The organism is Aeromonas sp. EERV15, assembly GCF_900079845.1.
Classification (GTDB): domain Bacteria; phylum Pseudomonadota; class Gammaproteobacteria; order Enterobacterales; family Aeromonadaceae; genus Aeromonas; species Aeromonas sobria.
Map to the genome: position 1 here is coordinate 95,813 of NZ_FKKY02000001.1, position 13,649 is coordinate 109,461.

At 56.6% G+C, this 13,649-nt stretch carries 13 protein-coding genes; 4 read left to right on the plus strand and 9 right to left on the minus strand.

Annotated elements, in window-relative coordinates; genetic code table 11:
• Positions 1-59 precede the first annotated feature (59 nt).
• The 3 genes from fliG to fliE are packed head-to-tail and all read right to left on the minus strand — an operon-like array spanning position 60 to position 3,187.
• Positions 60-1,121, minus strand: a complete 1,062-nt coding sequence (gene fliG, locus BN4575_RS00425) for a flagellar motor switch protein FliG (protein WP_042020268.1) — start codon at positions 1,119-1,121, stop codon at positions 60-62.
• On the minus strand, positions 1,114-2,823 hold the full coding sequence (gene fliF, locus BN4575_RS00430) for a flagellar basal-body MS-ring/collar protein FliF (RefSeq protein ID WP_068976697.1): 1,710 nt from the start codon (positions 2,821-2,823) through the stop codon (positions 1,114-1,116). Before fliF ends, fliG begins: the two co-directional genes overlap by 8 nt.
• A 46-nt stretch (positions 2,824-2,869) precedes the next feature.
• Positions 2,870-3,187: a flagellar hook-basal body complex protein FliE gene (gene fliE / locus BN4575_RS00435; protein WP_033135920.1), complete on the minus strand. Its 318-nt coding sequence runs from the start codon at positions 3,185-3,187 to the stop codon at positions 2,870-2,872.
• Positions 3,188-3,341: 154 nt separating this feature from the next.
• Here fliE and BN4575_RS00440 point away from each other — a divergent pair, with 154 nt between their 5' ends.
• Together BN4575_RS00440 and BN4575_RS00445 are read left to right on the plus strand one after the other, a co-directional pair.
• Positions 3,342-4,253, plus strand: coding sequence for an AraC family transcriptional regulator (locus tag BN4575_RS00440; RefSeq protein WP_176716405.1), 912 nt, complete (start codon positions 3,342-3,344; stop codon positions 4,251-4,253).
• A gap of 66 nt (positions 4,254-4,319) precedes the next feature.
• Positions 4,320-6,071, plus strand: a complete 1,752-nt coding sequence (locus tag BN4575_RS00445) for an amidohydrolase (protein WP_068976698.1) — start codon at positions 4,320-4,322, stop codon at positions 6,069-6,071.
• 102 nt (positions 6,072-6,173) lie between these two features.
• On the opposite strand, the gene BN4575_RS00450 is transcribed toward BN4575_RS00445, so the two are convergent.
• From BN4575_RS00450 to BN4575_RS00460, 3 genes are all read right to left on the minus strand, one after another.
• A complete protein-coding gene (locus tag BN4575_RS00450; RefSeq protein WP_042020264.1) occupies positions 6,174-6,959 on the minus strand; it encodes a beta cell expansion factor BefA in 786 nt (261 codons plus the stop codon).
• Between the two features lie 244 nt (positions 6,960-7,203).
• Complete coding sequence (gene pyk, locus BN4575_RS00455; protein WP_042020263.1) at positions 7,204-8,643, minus strand: pyruvate kinase; 1,440 nt, start codon at positions 8,641-8,643, stop codon at positions 7,204-7,206.
• Between the two features lie 163 nt (positions 8,644-8,806).
• Positions 8,807-9,661 (minus strand): MurR/RpiR family transcriptional regulator, encoded by an 855-nt coding sequence (locus BN4575_RS00460; protein WP_172954099.1) that lies wholly within the window; start codon positions 9,659-9,661, stop codon positions 8,807-8,809.
• Positions 9,662-9,973: 312 nt separating this feature from the next.
• Between BN4575_RS00460 and glk the strand changes: the two genes are divergently transcribed.
• Entirely contained in the window at positions 9,974-10,981 is a 1,008-nt protein-coding gene (gene glk / locus BN4575_RS00465; RefSeq protein WP_141689675.1) for a glucokinase, read from the plus strand.
• Between the two features lie 204 nt (positions 10,982-11,185).
• On the opposite strand, the gene BN4575_RS00470 is transcribed toward glk, so the two are convergent.
• A complete protein-coding gene (locus tag BN4575_RS00470) occupies positions 11,186-11,686 on the minus strand; it encodes an SRPBCC family protein (protein WP_042020259.1) in 501 nt (166 codons plus the stop codon).
• Between the two features lie 161 nt (positions 11,687-11,847).
• Here BN4575_RS00470 and BN4575_RS00475 point away from each other — a divergent pair, with 161 nt between their 5' ends.
• Positions 11,848-12,270: a GNAT family N-acetyltransferase gene (locus BN4575_RS00475; protein WP_068976700.1), complete on the plus strand. Its 423-nt coding sequence runs from the start codon at positions 11,848-11,850 to the stop codon at positions 12,268-12,270.
• On the opposite strand, the gene BN4575_RS00480 is transcribed toward BN4575_RS00475, so the two are convergent.
• Both BN4575_RS00480 and BN4575_RS00485 read right to left on the minus strand, forming a co-directional pair.
• On the minus strand, positions 12,260-12,778 hold the full coding sequence (locus BN4575_RS00480) for a hypothetical protein (RefSeq protein WP_068976701.1): 519 nt from the start codon (positions 12,776-12,778) through the stop codon (positions 12,260-12,262). The genes BN4575_RS00475 and BN4575_RS00480 overlap by 11 nt on opposite strands.
• 10 nt (positions 12,779-12,788) lie before the next feature.
• Positions 12,789-13,586 (minus strand): winged helix-turn-helix domain-containing protein, encoded by a 798-nt coding sequence (locus BN4575_RS00485; protein WP_068976702.1) that lies wholly within the window; start codon positions 13,584-13,586, stop codon positions 12,789-12,791.
• Positions 13,587-13,649: the final 63 nt, after the last annotated feature.

A 13,649-nucleotide genomic window follows, 5' to 3' on the forward strand; every position in this document is an offset into this window, starting at 1 on the left:
GTACCCCTTGTCACAGCCTGATGCCGCTTCTGCACAACCGTACCTTGATGACCCATGGTTTAGAGGAACTCCTCACCGCCACCGCCACCCAACATGATCTCGCCAGCATCAGCCAGACGGCGGGCGATGGAGAGGATCTCTTTCTGGGCGGCTTCCACTTCGGAGACCCGGATCGGCCCCATGGCCTCCAAATCGTCCGCCAGCATTTCCGCCGCACGCTTGGACATATTCTTGAAGATCTTCTCGCGCATCTGATCATCGGAGCCCTTGAGTGCCCGTTGCAGCAACTCGCCCGGCACTTCCCGCAGCATGGTCTGGATACCGCGGTCGTCCACATCGATGAGGTTTTCAAACACGAACATCAGATCCTGAATTTGCTGGCTCATCTCTTCATCCGACTCGCGGATAGAGTCCATCAGCTGGCCTTCGATGTTGGTATCCAGATAGTTCATGATGTTGGCTGCTGCTTTCAGGCCACCCATCTTGGCAGCCTGAGCACCCGCCGCACCGGCAAACTGTTTCTCCATGATGTCGTTCAGCTCTTGCAACGCCGCCGGTTGCACCTCTTCCAGGTTGGCGATCCGCATCACCAAATCCAGGCGCACCTGCTCCGGGAACTGGCTCAGGATCTCGGCGGACTGCTCCGGCTCCAGATAGGAGAGCACAATAGTCTGGATCTGCGGGTGTTCGTTCAGGATGATGCTGGCCACCTGACGAGCATCCATCCACTTGAGGGAGTCGAGGCCGCGGGAGCCTGAACCCAATATGATTTGATCCACCAGATTACTGGCTTTGTCCTCGCCAAGGGCCGCCACCAGCGCCTTGCGCACGAAATCTTCGCTGCCGATACCGATGTTGGTGTACTTCTGAATATCGTCGATGAATTGACGGTGCACTGCCGCTACCCGATCGTGACTGAAGTCAGACATGGAGGCCATCGACATACCGAGCCGCTGCACCTGCTTTGGCTCTAGATGGCGAAAGATTTGGGCGGCATCCTCTTCATTGAGGCTCAACATCAGTACCGCAGCCATCTCAATGCCGGACATCTGATCGAGGATCTGGCGCTGGCCGTCGGTGATGTCATTACCGATGACTTGAGTCTTCTTTTCTTCAGGCATCTTTATTGGTTACCCATTCTTTAATGACCTGAGCGGCCAGATCCGGTTCGTTCGCCACCAGCGCACGCACCGCCTTGAGCAAGTCTTCATCGCGGTGCAGATCAGGCAGCTTCAGCTGACCATCGCGCACACCGAATACCTGATCGCCCTCCACTTGAGCGGACAGCAGGCTCAACTCGTCATCGCCACCCAGCACAGTGTGGTTGTCAAAATCCACTTCCCCTTCCGGTTTGGCATCCGGATATAGCAGTCGCTTGAGCATGGGGCGAACCACGGTGACAATCAATACGATAATCACCAGCACTGACGCCGCGATGCGCACCGCACGCCAGAACCAGGGTTGCTCGTAAATCGGCAGGTCGGCGACACTTTCCAGCTCGGGGCGATTAAACGGAATGGCGACCACTTCAAGGGTATCACCCCGGGTCACATCAAAACCAAGGCCACCACTCAGCAGACGGCGCAGGGTATCAATTTCGGCCTGGCTACGGGCCTCGCGGGTCACAGCGCCATCCGCTCCGGGCACCGCTTTGTAATCGACCGCCACCGAAACGGTCATGCGGCGAATGCCACCCATCTGGCGACGGGTGTGACTGACGGTGGTATCCAGTTCGAAGTTGCGGGTCGCCTCTTTGCGCGAGCGGCCAGAGGCTGCAGCGCTGGCACCATCAGCAGTGGCCGCCTGCTCGGGAATGTTGGACGCGGCAGGCGGCTGGTTGGAGAGAGCCCCCGGCACACCGCCGCTACTACCATTGGCACTGTTCTCTTCCATGGTCATTTCAGAGCGCACCGCAGGCAGATCCGGGTTGTAAGTCTTGCGGGTTTGCTCTTGCTGGGAGAAGTCGAGGGAGAGATCCACTTCCGCCGTATAGTTGTCGGCACCCAGCACCGGGATCAGAATGGCGTCAATTTTTTGCTTGTACTCGATCTCTTGCTTCTGCTGCATGGCAAACTCTTTGCGAGTTTGGGCAGAGACCGGGTCTTGCGAGCCGGAGTTGAGCAGGCGGCCATTCTGGTCGGTGACGGTAACGCGAGTTGTCTCAAGGCCGTGTACCGCAGAGGCGACCATGTCGACGATGGAGTCCACCTCACCCTGCCCCAGCGCCGCGCCTTTCAGGTTGAGCACCACTGTGGCACTGGGTTTGCGCTCATTGCGGGCAAACACGTTGTCTTTCGGGATAGCCAGCAGCACTTGCGCCTTGGCCACATTCTGGAACTGCTCGATGGCGCTCGCCAACTGGCGCTCGCGGCTCAGCTTCAGACGCTCGCTCTCCATCCGCTGGCTGACGCCGAAACTGGAATCTTTCAGCAGGATATCTTCACCACCATTGGTGGCATCAACGACATTGGCGAGACCGGCACGGGTCAGGGCCAGCTGGATAGTGGGGTAACTTTCAGCGTTGACCAGCACGCTCTTGCCATCCACTTCATAGGGGATCTTTTGCTGATCGAGGAAGTCGAGGGTCTTCACCAGCTCCTGGGTGCTGTAGGTGCCGAGGGGACGCATGTCCGGCTCCTTGCCCCACAGCAGGATAAAGACGGCAATGGCCAGACAGATGGCAAGCCCCAGGATCAGGGTGATTTGCCGCAGCACATCGGTGTTGGACAGAAAGCCCAGCGCCGAACTTTTCTGCTCATTTTCATCAAGGGCGGCGGTGCCCTCATCGTTTATCAGCAGATCGCCGTTTTGGTCAGTAGCCACGATTTATGTCCTTATTGCTGACATGTTCATGATGTTCAGTAATCACTTATACCGGCATGTTCATGATGGTCTTGTAGGCATCGACCATCTTGTTGCGCACCTGTACTGTGGCTTCAAAGGCGATGGACGATTTTTGGCCTGCAATCATCACCTCGGCCAGATCTACCGACTTGTCGCCCATATCGAAACGGGTGCGCAGATCATTGGCGGCGCCTTGCAGCTCGTTGACGTTACCGAGCGCCTGTTGCAGCAGCTGACCAAAGTCGGATGTCACCGGACGACCGGGCTGTGCCAGCGGCGTTGCGCCTGCTTCGATCTTGAGCGCCTGCATCTCTTGCATCAGGCTGCTTGCACTTATTTCCATTTTCCATCCCCAGACAAATCATTGACGCTGACAGCCAATAAGCAATTAGAGTGCCAATGCGTTAAAAGCGCGGGGCGGATGAGTGGCCAGACCAGGCCGGACGGGTTCGACAACGGCAGGTGGCTCTGATTAAATCCGACTCTGACGCCCACTTTTGCTGGCTGACAAGGAGTCCGCTCTGGATTATCGCAAACCTGTGTTCAAGGCGATGGACTACATCAGCCACCATCTGGATGACAACCCGAGTCTGGATGAAGTCGCAACGGCGGCCGCCATCTCCACCTTTCACTTCCACCGCATTTTCAAGACGATGGTCGGCGAAACCATCGCTGGCTTTACCCGACGCCTGCGCATGGAGCGCGCCGCCCGTCGCTTGCTGGCCTCCCCCCAGAGCGACATCACCACCCTCGCGCTGGCTGCCGGGTTCTCCAGCTCCCAGAATTTCGCCAAGGCCTTTCGCCTGCACTTCGCCATGAGCCCCTCGGAATACCGCCAGCAACAAGGGGGAAACTGGAAAAGCAAGATTGGAAACGATCCCCTTCCCTTTGAAACCTATGATGACCTGGTCATGCACCCGGTCACCGAACACCCGGGTCTGTTGCAGGGGGCAAGCGTCAAGCAGATGCCCGCCCGACGCGTGGCGTACATGCGCCGCCTGGGCCCCTATGGCAAGGAGACCTGCGAGCAAGCCCATCGGGATCTGCTCGCACTGTTCGCCTCAGACGAGGCGATGACACCAGCGGGCACCCTGAGTCTCTATTGGGATATCCCCGATATCACCGATGAGACGCGCTGCCGTACTGACGTCTGCATCGAGCTGGGGCCAACGATCCCCGCTGGGCGCCAGTTAACCACCCAGACCATTACCGCTGGCCCCTATGCCGTATGTCAGTTTATCGCTCGCGGCGATCAACTGGTCGCCAGCTGGGAGACGGCGTTTTGCTGGGTGGTGAGCAAAGGGCTGAGCTGCGACGATCGCCCGTGTTACGAGCAATACCACGGGGGCACTGACCCTGACCGGGATCATTACGTGTTTGATATCTGTATCCCGCTGATCAACCGATAAGCCGATACCTCATTTCCATTTACCCACTTCGGTGCCTTCGGGCGCCGAAGCGACGGAGTCATGCCCATGAATATCAAAACGCTGTTGCTCGCCAGCCTGCTGGTGACGCTTCCTGCCGCCGCCAATGCCCAGTCACAGAGCCAGACTCTGATCTTTGGCGGCACCATCTACAGCGGCGATCCGGCGAACCCTCACCCGGAGGCGATCGGCATCGAAGGTAAAAAGATCGTGGCGGTCGGCAGCTATCAGGAGGTCAGCACCCGCCTCGGCAGCCATGCCAAACGCCTTGATCTGCAAGGAAAGTACCTGATGCCAGGGCTCATCGACAGCCATGTTCACGCAGCATTTGCCGGTTTTCAGGGAATGACGGTTAACTTTCCCGATGCCATGGATCAGGTTGAACAGGTGCAGCAATTTCTGACCCGCAGCAAGGATGATCCCCGCCTGACACTGGGTGATGTGCAGCTATACAGCAATGTCTCCCTCGACTACTGGCATCAGCTTCCCCTGCTCGATCAGGTGTTCAATGGCCCGCAATACCAGCAGATCCCGGTGGTGCTGGCCGGTTCGGATGCCCACACCGGTTGGGCCAATCAGGCCATGCTGCGCAAGGCTGGTATTGATGCCGAATCCCTTGCCGGTCGTTATGCCCCGCTGAAAGGCAATTTTGGCCTCACCCCATCCGGCAAGCTGAACGGCTTTGCCTCGGAAGGCGGCTGGGATGCCATCCTCAAGGCGCTGCCCCCCGTCAGCGACGAGACGATTGCCAGTGCCATCATGACCGCCGCCAAGCAGCTTAATCAGGTTGGCATTACCGCCTGGATGGACCCTATCAGCAATATTCGACCCCTCGCGCCCATCTTCAACGCCGAGCCGGATCGCCGCGACACCGGCCTGCTGCCGGCGTACAGCATGCTCTCCCGGGAAGGCAAGCTGACCGGCCATGTATCTGCACTGGCACTGGTGGGGATCCACGCCTCGCCCGCCATCATTGATGACGTATTGGCGCTGCAACAGCAGTTTCAAGACACCCCGGACGTCAAACTGGTGGGGATCAAGATCCTGCAAGACGGTGTCATCGAGTTTCCATCCCAGACCGCCAAGTTGAGCGAACCCTACCTCAACCGCCCCGGTTACAGTGGCAAGGACGATCTGGACAAGCAGCGTTTCAACGAGTTGATCCGCACCGCAGATGCCCATCAACTGATCGCCCACTTCCATGCCATCGGCGATCGGGCCGTCCGTGAATCCCTCGATGCCATCGCCTATGCCCGGGCCCACAATCAGGATCACCGCCTGTTGCACAGCATCACCCACCTGGAGGTAGTGAGCCCGGCCAGCATTGCCCGTTTCAAACCCCTCAATGTGGCCGCCTCGATGCAACTGCTGTGGGCCGGGAAAAACGTGGCGACCACCATGCTGCTGGAAGGTAAAGTGCCCCCGGCCCTGCTGGCCCGCCTCTATCCGGCAGGCAGCCTGCTGCAAAGCGGCGCCATTATCGCCGGTGCCAGTGACTGGCCGGTTTCCAGCCCCAGCCCTTTCCTCGCCATGTATACCGCGATCACCCGCCAGGGGGAGCTTGGCTGGCTGCCCCCCGCCAGCGAGCAGATCAGCCGTCAGGCTATCTTGCAGGCGTATACCCTCAACGCCGCCAAGGTGATTGGGCAGGAGAAAGAGATTGGCTCCATCAGCGCAGGCAAGAGTGCTGACCTGATCTTGCTGGATCGCAATCTGGAGCAGGTGGCGAGCGAACAGATCAAGGAGACCAAAGTGCTCTGGACCATGTTCAAGGGCAAGCAGGTCTATTCAGCCCGCTGACCCCGAGAGAACAAACAGGCCCGCACTTCGGGCCTGTTGGCGAGATCACGACAAGCTTGTGGCGAAGCCATGGTGTGCAGTGACAGGTTGATAACAACGCAATTAGCGGCTCGTCTCCGTCAAGTCCTTGTCAATCCAGTATTTGGAGCCGGAGATATTGGCGTCGAGCAGCAAGCCCTTCTCGCCAATCTGATAGATCGCCATGCCGCCATTGTATTTGGCGGTAAGCTCGGCGCTCTCCTTGCCAGCCACCACACCCACTTCGGAGGTGGCTTCCCAACCCTGGGTCACGAAGGCATCGAATCTGGCCTTGTCTTCAAACAGGATCACCTGCTGATAGAACTTGCCGCCAATCCCGGCCGCCAGACCCGCACCAAACATCTTCATATAGGTGTGCTTGCCGTTTTTGCGATTGACCGCTACCCCGGCCCCCTGATTGGTATGCAGCATCAGGGAGAACTTGCGCGAATCGAACACCGCATAGCCATAAGCCTTGTCAAACAGCAACTTGGCTGAAGGCTGCTCGTTGAACAAGCGGATCAGCGCAGTGTCTGCCATGGTATTGAGCGCGACTCTCGCCTCTTTCGCCGTCTTGGGGTTGAGCATCTCGTTGAGTTCTTTATCGGCGGCCTTCAGCCACTCCTTGCTGGTCGCGATGCTCTTGTCGGTCCAGACCCCGGCGGTATTGAAGGCATCTTCGCCCCAGGCCGAGATAGAGTCCCAGCTCTTTTTGGAAAAATCGCTGACGTCCTGCCACACCTCTTTGCTCGTTTCACTCACTGCTACGCCCAGATCAGAGGCTGCAGCCTTGAGTTTTGCCCAATCGGCATAGCAGGGCGAAAATGCCAGACTCAGTGATAAGGCCAGCAGCCAGTTACGCTTTTTCATCTTCTTGCTCCCGTTCAGAGTGAGGGACCTTTTGACGCACCCGCGATCCGGCACATGGCCATGCATCCGCCATCCGGTGTGCTTTTTATCCGGTTCATGTCTGCATTATCAGGAGGACCTGTGATGGAAGCAATCATTGAGTCCTTCACCACCTGATGCGGACGGCTGAGTTCCCCAGAAACCGTCATAAAAAAAGCTGCCCGCCAGTGGCGAGCAGCTTTGATAACACCGTAAATAGCAGCCGTTATTCGACCATCATCACCTTACAGGTGTTGGTACTGCCCACGGTTTCCATCTTGTCACCGTGGGTCAGCAGCACCATGTCGCCACTCTGCACCAGGCCTTTGGCCTTGAGTACGTCCAGCGCGTCGCGGCACACTTCGTAGACCGGCTTGGTCTCGTCACCATCAAACATCACCGGGGTGACGCCACGGTAGAGATTTGTCCAGGCCAGGGTCTTGTTGTGGGGAGACATGGCGAAGATCGGCAGACCGGAGCTGATACGGGACATCAGCAGCGGTGTGGTGCCAGATTCGGTCAGCGCCACGATCGCCTTGACCCCTTCCAGATGGTTGGCGGCATACATGGTCGACATGGCCAACGCCTCTTCCACCGAGGTAAAGGTATAGCTCATGCGATGATTGGAAACGTTCAGGCTCGGGTGCTTCTCGGCACCGACACAGACGCTCGCCATGGAGGTGACGGTCTCGATAGGAAACTGACCAGCGGCGGTTTCGGCAGAGAGCATCACCGCATCGGTACCATCAAGCACCGCGTTGGCAACGTCCATCACTTCGGCACGGGTCGGCAGCGGTGCATTGATCATCGACTCCATCATCTGGGTCGCAGTGATGACCACACGGTTCAGACGACGGGAATAACGGATCAGCTTTTTCTGCACGCCAACCAGCTCGGGGTCACCAATCTCGACACCCAGATCGCCACGGGCGACCATAACGGCATCGGAACCGAGGATGATATCTTCCATTGCCTCATCGGTAGCGACAGTTTCAGCGCGCTCCACCTTGGCCACAATCTTGGCATTAGAACCGGCTTCACGAGCCAGTTCGCGGGCGTAGCGCAAGTCATCGCCACAACGCGGGAAGGAGACAGCCAGATAGTCCACGTTCATCAGCGCAGCTGTCTTGATATCTTCTTTATCTTTCTCGGTCAGGGCTGGCGCGGAGAGACCACCGCCTTTTTTGTTGATGCCCTTGTTGTTGGAGAGCGGCCCGGCCACAGTCACAGTGGTGTGAATGCGGGAACCTTCAACCTGCTCGACTTTCAGCTGCACCCGACCGTCGTCCAACAGCAGGATATCGCCGGCGATCACATCGTCAGGCAGACTCTTGTAGTCAATGCCGACCTGCTCCTGACACCCTTCGCCCTTACCAAGGGCCGCATCGAGAATGAATTTGTCACCGATAGCCAGATAGACCTTGCCATCCTTGAAGGTGGATACACGGATCTTGGGGCCTTGCAGGTCACCCATGATGGCAACGTGGCGGCCAAGCTTGGCAGCAATCTCACGCACCTGGTTGGCACGCAGAATATGGTCTTCCGCAGTACCATGAGAGAAGTTCATCCGCACCATGTCGGCACCGGCAAGAATGATCCCCTCAAGGATCCCTTCGCGGTCAGTAGCCGGACCAAGTGTGGTAACAATTTTTGTACGTCTAGGCATGAAAAACTCCAATGTGAAGTGGATATAACTTGAGATTCTGCCCTATCGAGCCCATGGCTCGATGCACCCGTTTGCAAACCATCTGGGTGGTTTTTGTTATTAAATTACAATACTACACCACTGCGCGGGGCATAGACAGCCGGGGGCAAACGCCCCCGCCGATTCAGGAAGAGTGCGGAGTTTCGAAGCGGGATTCACGCAATCCCTCTTTTACTTTTTTCAAATTTTCGCGAAATTTCATCCCACGGCGCAGGGTAAAACCGGTCGCCAGCACATCAACCAGCGCCAGCTGGGCGATGCGAGAAGCCATCGGCATGTAAACATCGGTATCTTCCGGCACATCCATGGAGAGCACCAGATTACACTCACGGGCCAGCGGGGAATCTTTGGCGGTCATGCCGATCACGGTGGCATCGTTCTCCCGTGCCAGCGCGGCGATCTCGACCAACGCTTTGGTGCGACCGGTGTGGGAGATCAGCACCACCACATCCCCTTCGCTACCGTTTATACAGCTCATCCGCATCATGACGATATCTTCAAAGCTCACCACGGGAATATTGAAGCGAAAAAATTTGTTCTGGGCATCGCGGGCAACGGCAGAAGAGGCCCCCAAACCGAAGAAGCTGATCTTCTTGGACTGGGTCAGGATATCGACGCAGCGGTTGATGGCGGAGATATCCAGGCTGTTCTTGGCCGCATCCAGACAGGCCATGGTGGATTCGAAGATCTTGGCGGTGTAGGTATCCGGGCCATCTTCCGCTTCCACATGACGATTAACATAAGGGGTGCCATTGGCCAGACTCTGGGCCAGATGGAGTTTGAAATCGGGAAAGCCTTTGGTATCGAGACGACGGCAAAAACGGTTGACGGTCGGTTCACTGACGTCGGCCATCTTGGCCAGGGTGGCGATGCTGGAGTGAATGGCCGTCTGGGGAGAGGCCAGGATCACCTCGGCTACCTTGCGTTCCGATTTACTGAAACTTTCCAAGTTGTTCGTAATTTTATCAAGGGTATTCATCATCACCACCAGGCGTTTTTGTAATTTAGCTTCAGTGTCTCTGCACTGAATCTACGACTAAGCATGCTGCCAATCAAGCTAAGGACTATACAAGACAAGCGGTTATCGCAACTAACACCTGCCATACAAAGTATGACTCATCTCTAATTATTTCGTACTTTTCGTTACAAAACGTCACCTCGCCATGAAAACGCTTACAAATGTTGCAAAGCAACAACACTGTGAGCAGCCGCACGTTTGTGTCGATCCAGCGAGTTAGCGCAGCCCAAGCTCGGATAGAATGTACTGTCACCCTCTAACAATAATCTCGGGATGCAACGGTCGTCCCACCCCTGTAACGAAGGAGTAGTTATGCAGCATACCCACGCGCTGGTCGGCGATGTCGGCGGAACCAATGCACGCCTGGCTCTGTGTGAGCTGGCCACCGGTACTATCTCGCAAGCCAAGACCTACTCTGGTCTGGCTCATCCCAGCCTTGAAGCCGTGGTACGCCTCTATCTGGACGAACACCACGTACAGGTGAGCGAAGCCTGCATCGCCATCGCCTGCCCCATCAACGGTGACTGGGTCGCCATGACCAACCACAGCTGGGAATTTTCTATCAGCGAGATGCAGGGTAATCTGGGGCTGGATCGCCTGCAGGTGATCAATGACTTTACTGCCGTCTCCATGGCAGTGCCGGTACTGGCAGCAACGGATCGTATCCAGCTGGGCGGCTCGGCACCTGTCTCTGGCAAACCTATCGCCATCTATGGCGCGGGCACCGGCCTTGGGGTCGCTCACCTGGTGAGGGCGGGAGAGCAGTGGCTGAGCCTGCCGGGTGAGGGTGGCCATGTCGATTTCGCCGCGAACACCGAAGAGGAAGATGCGGTGCTGCAGGTGATGCGGAGCGAATTGGGCCATGTCTCGGCCGAACGACTGCTATCCGGGCCTGGTCTGGTCAACATCTATCGTGGGCTGGTGAAATCCGATGGCCGTGAGCCGGAACCGTTCGCCCCCAAAGACATTACCGAGCGCGCACTGAGTGGCGAATGTCTGGATTGCCGTCGCACCTTGAGCCTGTTCTGCGTGCTGATGGGGCGCTTTGCCGGCAATCTGGCCCTCAATATGGGCACCTTTGGCGGCATCTATATCGCAGGTGGCATAGTGCCGCGCTTTCAGGAGTTCTTCATCAGCTCGGGTTTTCGAGTGGCCTTTGAAGACAAGGGACGCTTCAAATCCTACCTCAAAGAGATCCCGGTATTCCTGATCACTCACCAAGGGCCGGGGCTGCTCGGTGCAGGTGCTTATCTGCGTCAGTCGATGGGGATCTCTATCTGATTAACCTGTGGCACGAGGCGGGATCATCGCTGGTTCAGCCTCGATTCAGTGTGAATGGCATAAAGTAGCTGCACGTAACCAAGAGGGTTGTACTTCACAAGGAGTGGAAAGCGACTCTCATCCGCTGGATACGTTTGTCACCTGACAAGCCTGAACTGTTTCAACCGGCCTTTTGGCCGGTTTTTTTTATCTTCAATTCCGCAGTTACTGTGCCAGCGCCTTCAATTGTGACTTATCGGGGGGATTGCTCCAATCGATGGGGCCGTGGGTAAAACGGTACTGCAAACGCGGCAAGCTGATCTCCAGCCACTCTTCCCGAAAATAGGCAAAACCCTGATTCCAATCAGGATCATTGGCCCAGCCGGTTTGCAAAAAGTGCAGCCGGGTCCCCTGCCCTTCAGGTACAAAGTGCAGACAGACATGGGTTTTTTGCAAGCGAATATGGGGGAAGGTGGGCGGAAAATTCCAACTAAAGCTGAGTAAATCATAAGGCATCACCGCCATGACCCGGCACCCTTCACTACCCCGTTCGCCCAGCGGGGCATCGGGCCTGAAGTAGATCTCGAATGGGCCATTCGGTTCGGCCACCATCAAACACTCGGGAGCCAGAAAACTGCGCAGACCGCTTTCTGTCGTCCAGGCATGCCAGACATCGTCTATGTGTGCCGGCACAAAAATATTGCCTTCAATCTGTTTATTGTCCATAAATCAGCGATCCTCAAGCCATCCATACAAGAGCTTCCGGCAGTATAGCCCCATGCCAAATATAATGGACAGAGCTTAATCACACCCTTGTCACTTACATCGAGTTGACTTGTCACTGTGCAATATCATCAGCTAACAGTCACTGAACCCGGAAGGTCATCATGATAAGACTCATGGCAGAACAGGATATTCCCCAACTGGCCCAGCTGTTTTTAAAGATCCGGCGACAAACCTTTCATTGGGTCGAACCCGTTCAATTTCAGCTTGATGATTTTACAAAGCAGACCGAAGGCGAACGTGTCTGGGTAGCCGAGCATGGGGGCAATATCTGCGGCTTTATCGCCATCTGGCAGCCTGACAACTTCGTCCATCATCTCTACGTTTCAAACGACTGGCATGGCCAGGGGATTGGGCGAGCGCTGCTCGATCATGGGTTGGCCGACACCACTAAACCCGGCTCGCTCAAGGTCGCGACCCTTAATACCGCAGCGTTGGCTTTTTATCATCGCCTCGGCTGGATAAACAGCGATGAGACCGGTCACTGTGACGTCACCGGCCCCTGGTGCAAATTGCTCAGAAACTAGCAGGGCGCCCAGCGCCTGCTCTTTGCGGCTGAACAGGCACCAGCTGTACCGGGGGGAAGAACCAGCGGTAGAGATCGAACCAACCATCGCGCTGGGCAATCACCACCTCGTGCACCGGATCGCGCTGGAAGATCGCCACCTTGTTTTCGGTCAACGGCACCCAAGCGTAATTGACCAGCGCATATTGCGACTGGATCAGGTTGTACTCATTGAGATAGGAGTCATCGTTATCCGACTCGTGCAGCTGGGTACGGCTGTCGATGAGGTAAACAAGCTGGTTGAAGAAGGAAAATTGAAAACCGGTCACCCGCCACTTCTCTTTGGTCGCCTCCTCCTCTTCAATCACGGTAATTTTTCCCCAGCGACACACCCCGTGATAGTTGACCCCGTTGGCCGACATTTTCAGATCGTAATGACAGCCCAGACTGTTGATAAACATCCCGACCACAAACAGCAGCACGAAAAGCAGTGGCAACAGCAGCAAGGTATTTTTCAGCGTTCGTTTCATCAGACATCCCTTACAGCGTTTTTTCGAGCTCTTTATAGGAAAGCACGCGGACCTTGTGGCCAGAGACCAGCACCAGCGATGCCGGTTTGACTGGTGGCACGTCACTCTTGGCCTCCATCTGGCAAACAACGCCGGTCGGCGAGTCGGCGCAGTGCACATGGAGCCACTCGAAATGGAGATAGCTGGCGGCAAACACCACCAGCACAGCCAGTAGCAGATTGACGTACATCAGGCTCTTGGCCAGCATCGGTCGCCCGATACCGCTGAGGAAGGCGAGTTGGAAACGCTCACCGAAGGAGCGGGGAGCGGCAGAAGCAGGCTCTTTGATGACCTCGTGGTCAGACAGTGGTGGCGTTGACGATGACAGCGCAGTCACAGCAGGCTCGGGCTCGCTCACCGGCTCGGACAAGGGCTCACTATTTGTTGGCTCCGACTTGCCGTAATAGCTCTTCCCTTTGCAGTTAAGGTGCAGGGAGTACCCTTTTTTCGGGGTGCTTCTGATATCCAGCGTTTGAGGGGATGATGCGAAGTGGCGGCGAATATTGGCGATGGCCACGTTCAAGGAGTTGGGGCTGATAGGGCGGCCCAACCAGCCGATATTTAGCAGCAGATCCTTGTCGCACACCTCGTCATGGTGATCGAGCAGATAGCTGAAAATGAGGCTCTCTGCCGATGACAAGCGCACCACCCTGGCACTTTGCAAGTTGTCCTTGTCGGCACAGAAGATCAGCTCTCGCCTTTTGACATCAAAGACATAATCACCGAAGTGATAGGCTGATATGTTATTGCCTGGCGCAACCCCCGTCATACCAACCACCTGTTATTTGCATTCATCATGAAGAAGATGGGATTCCACGTCTGATATGGCCAG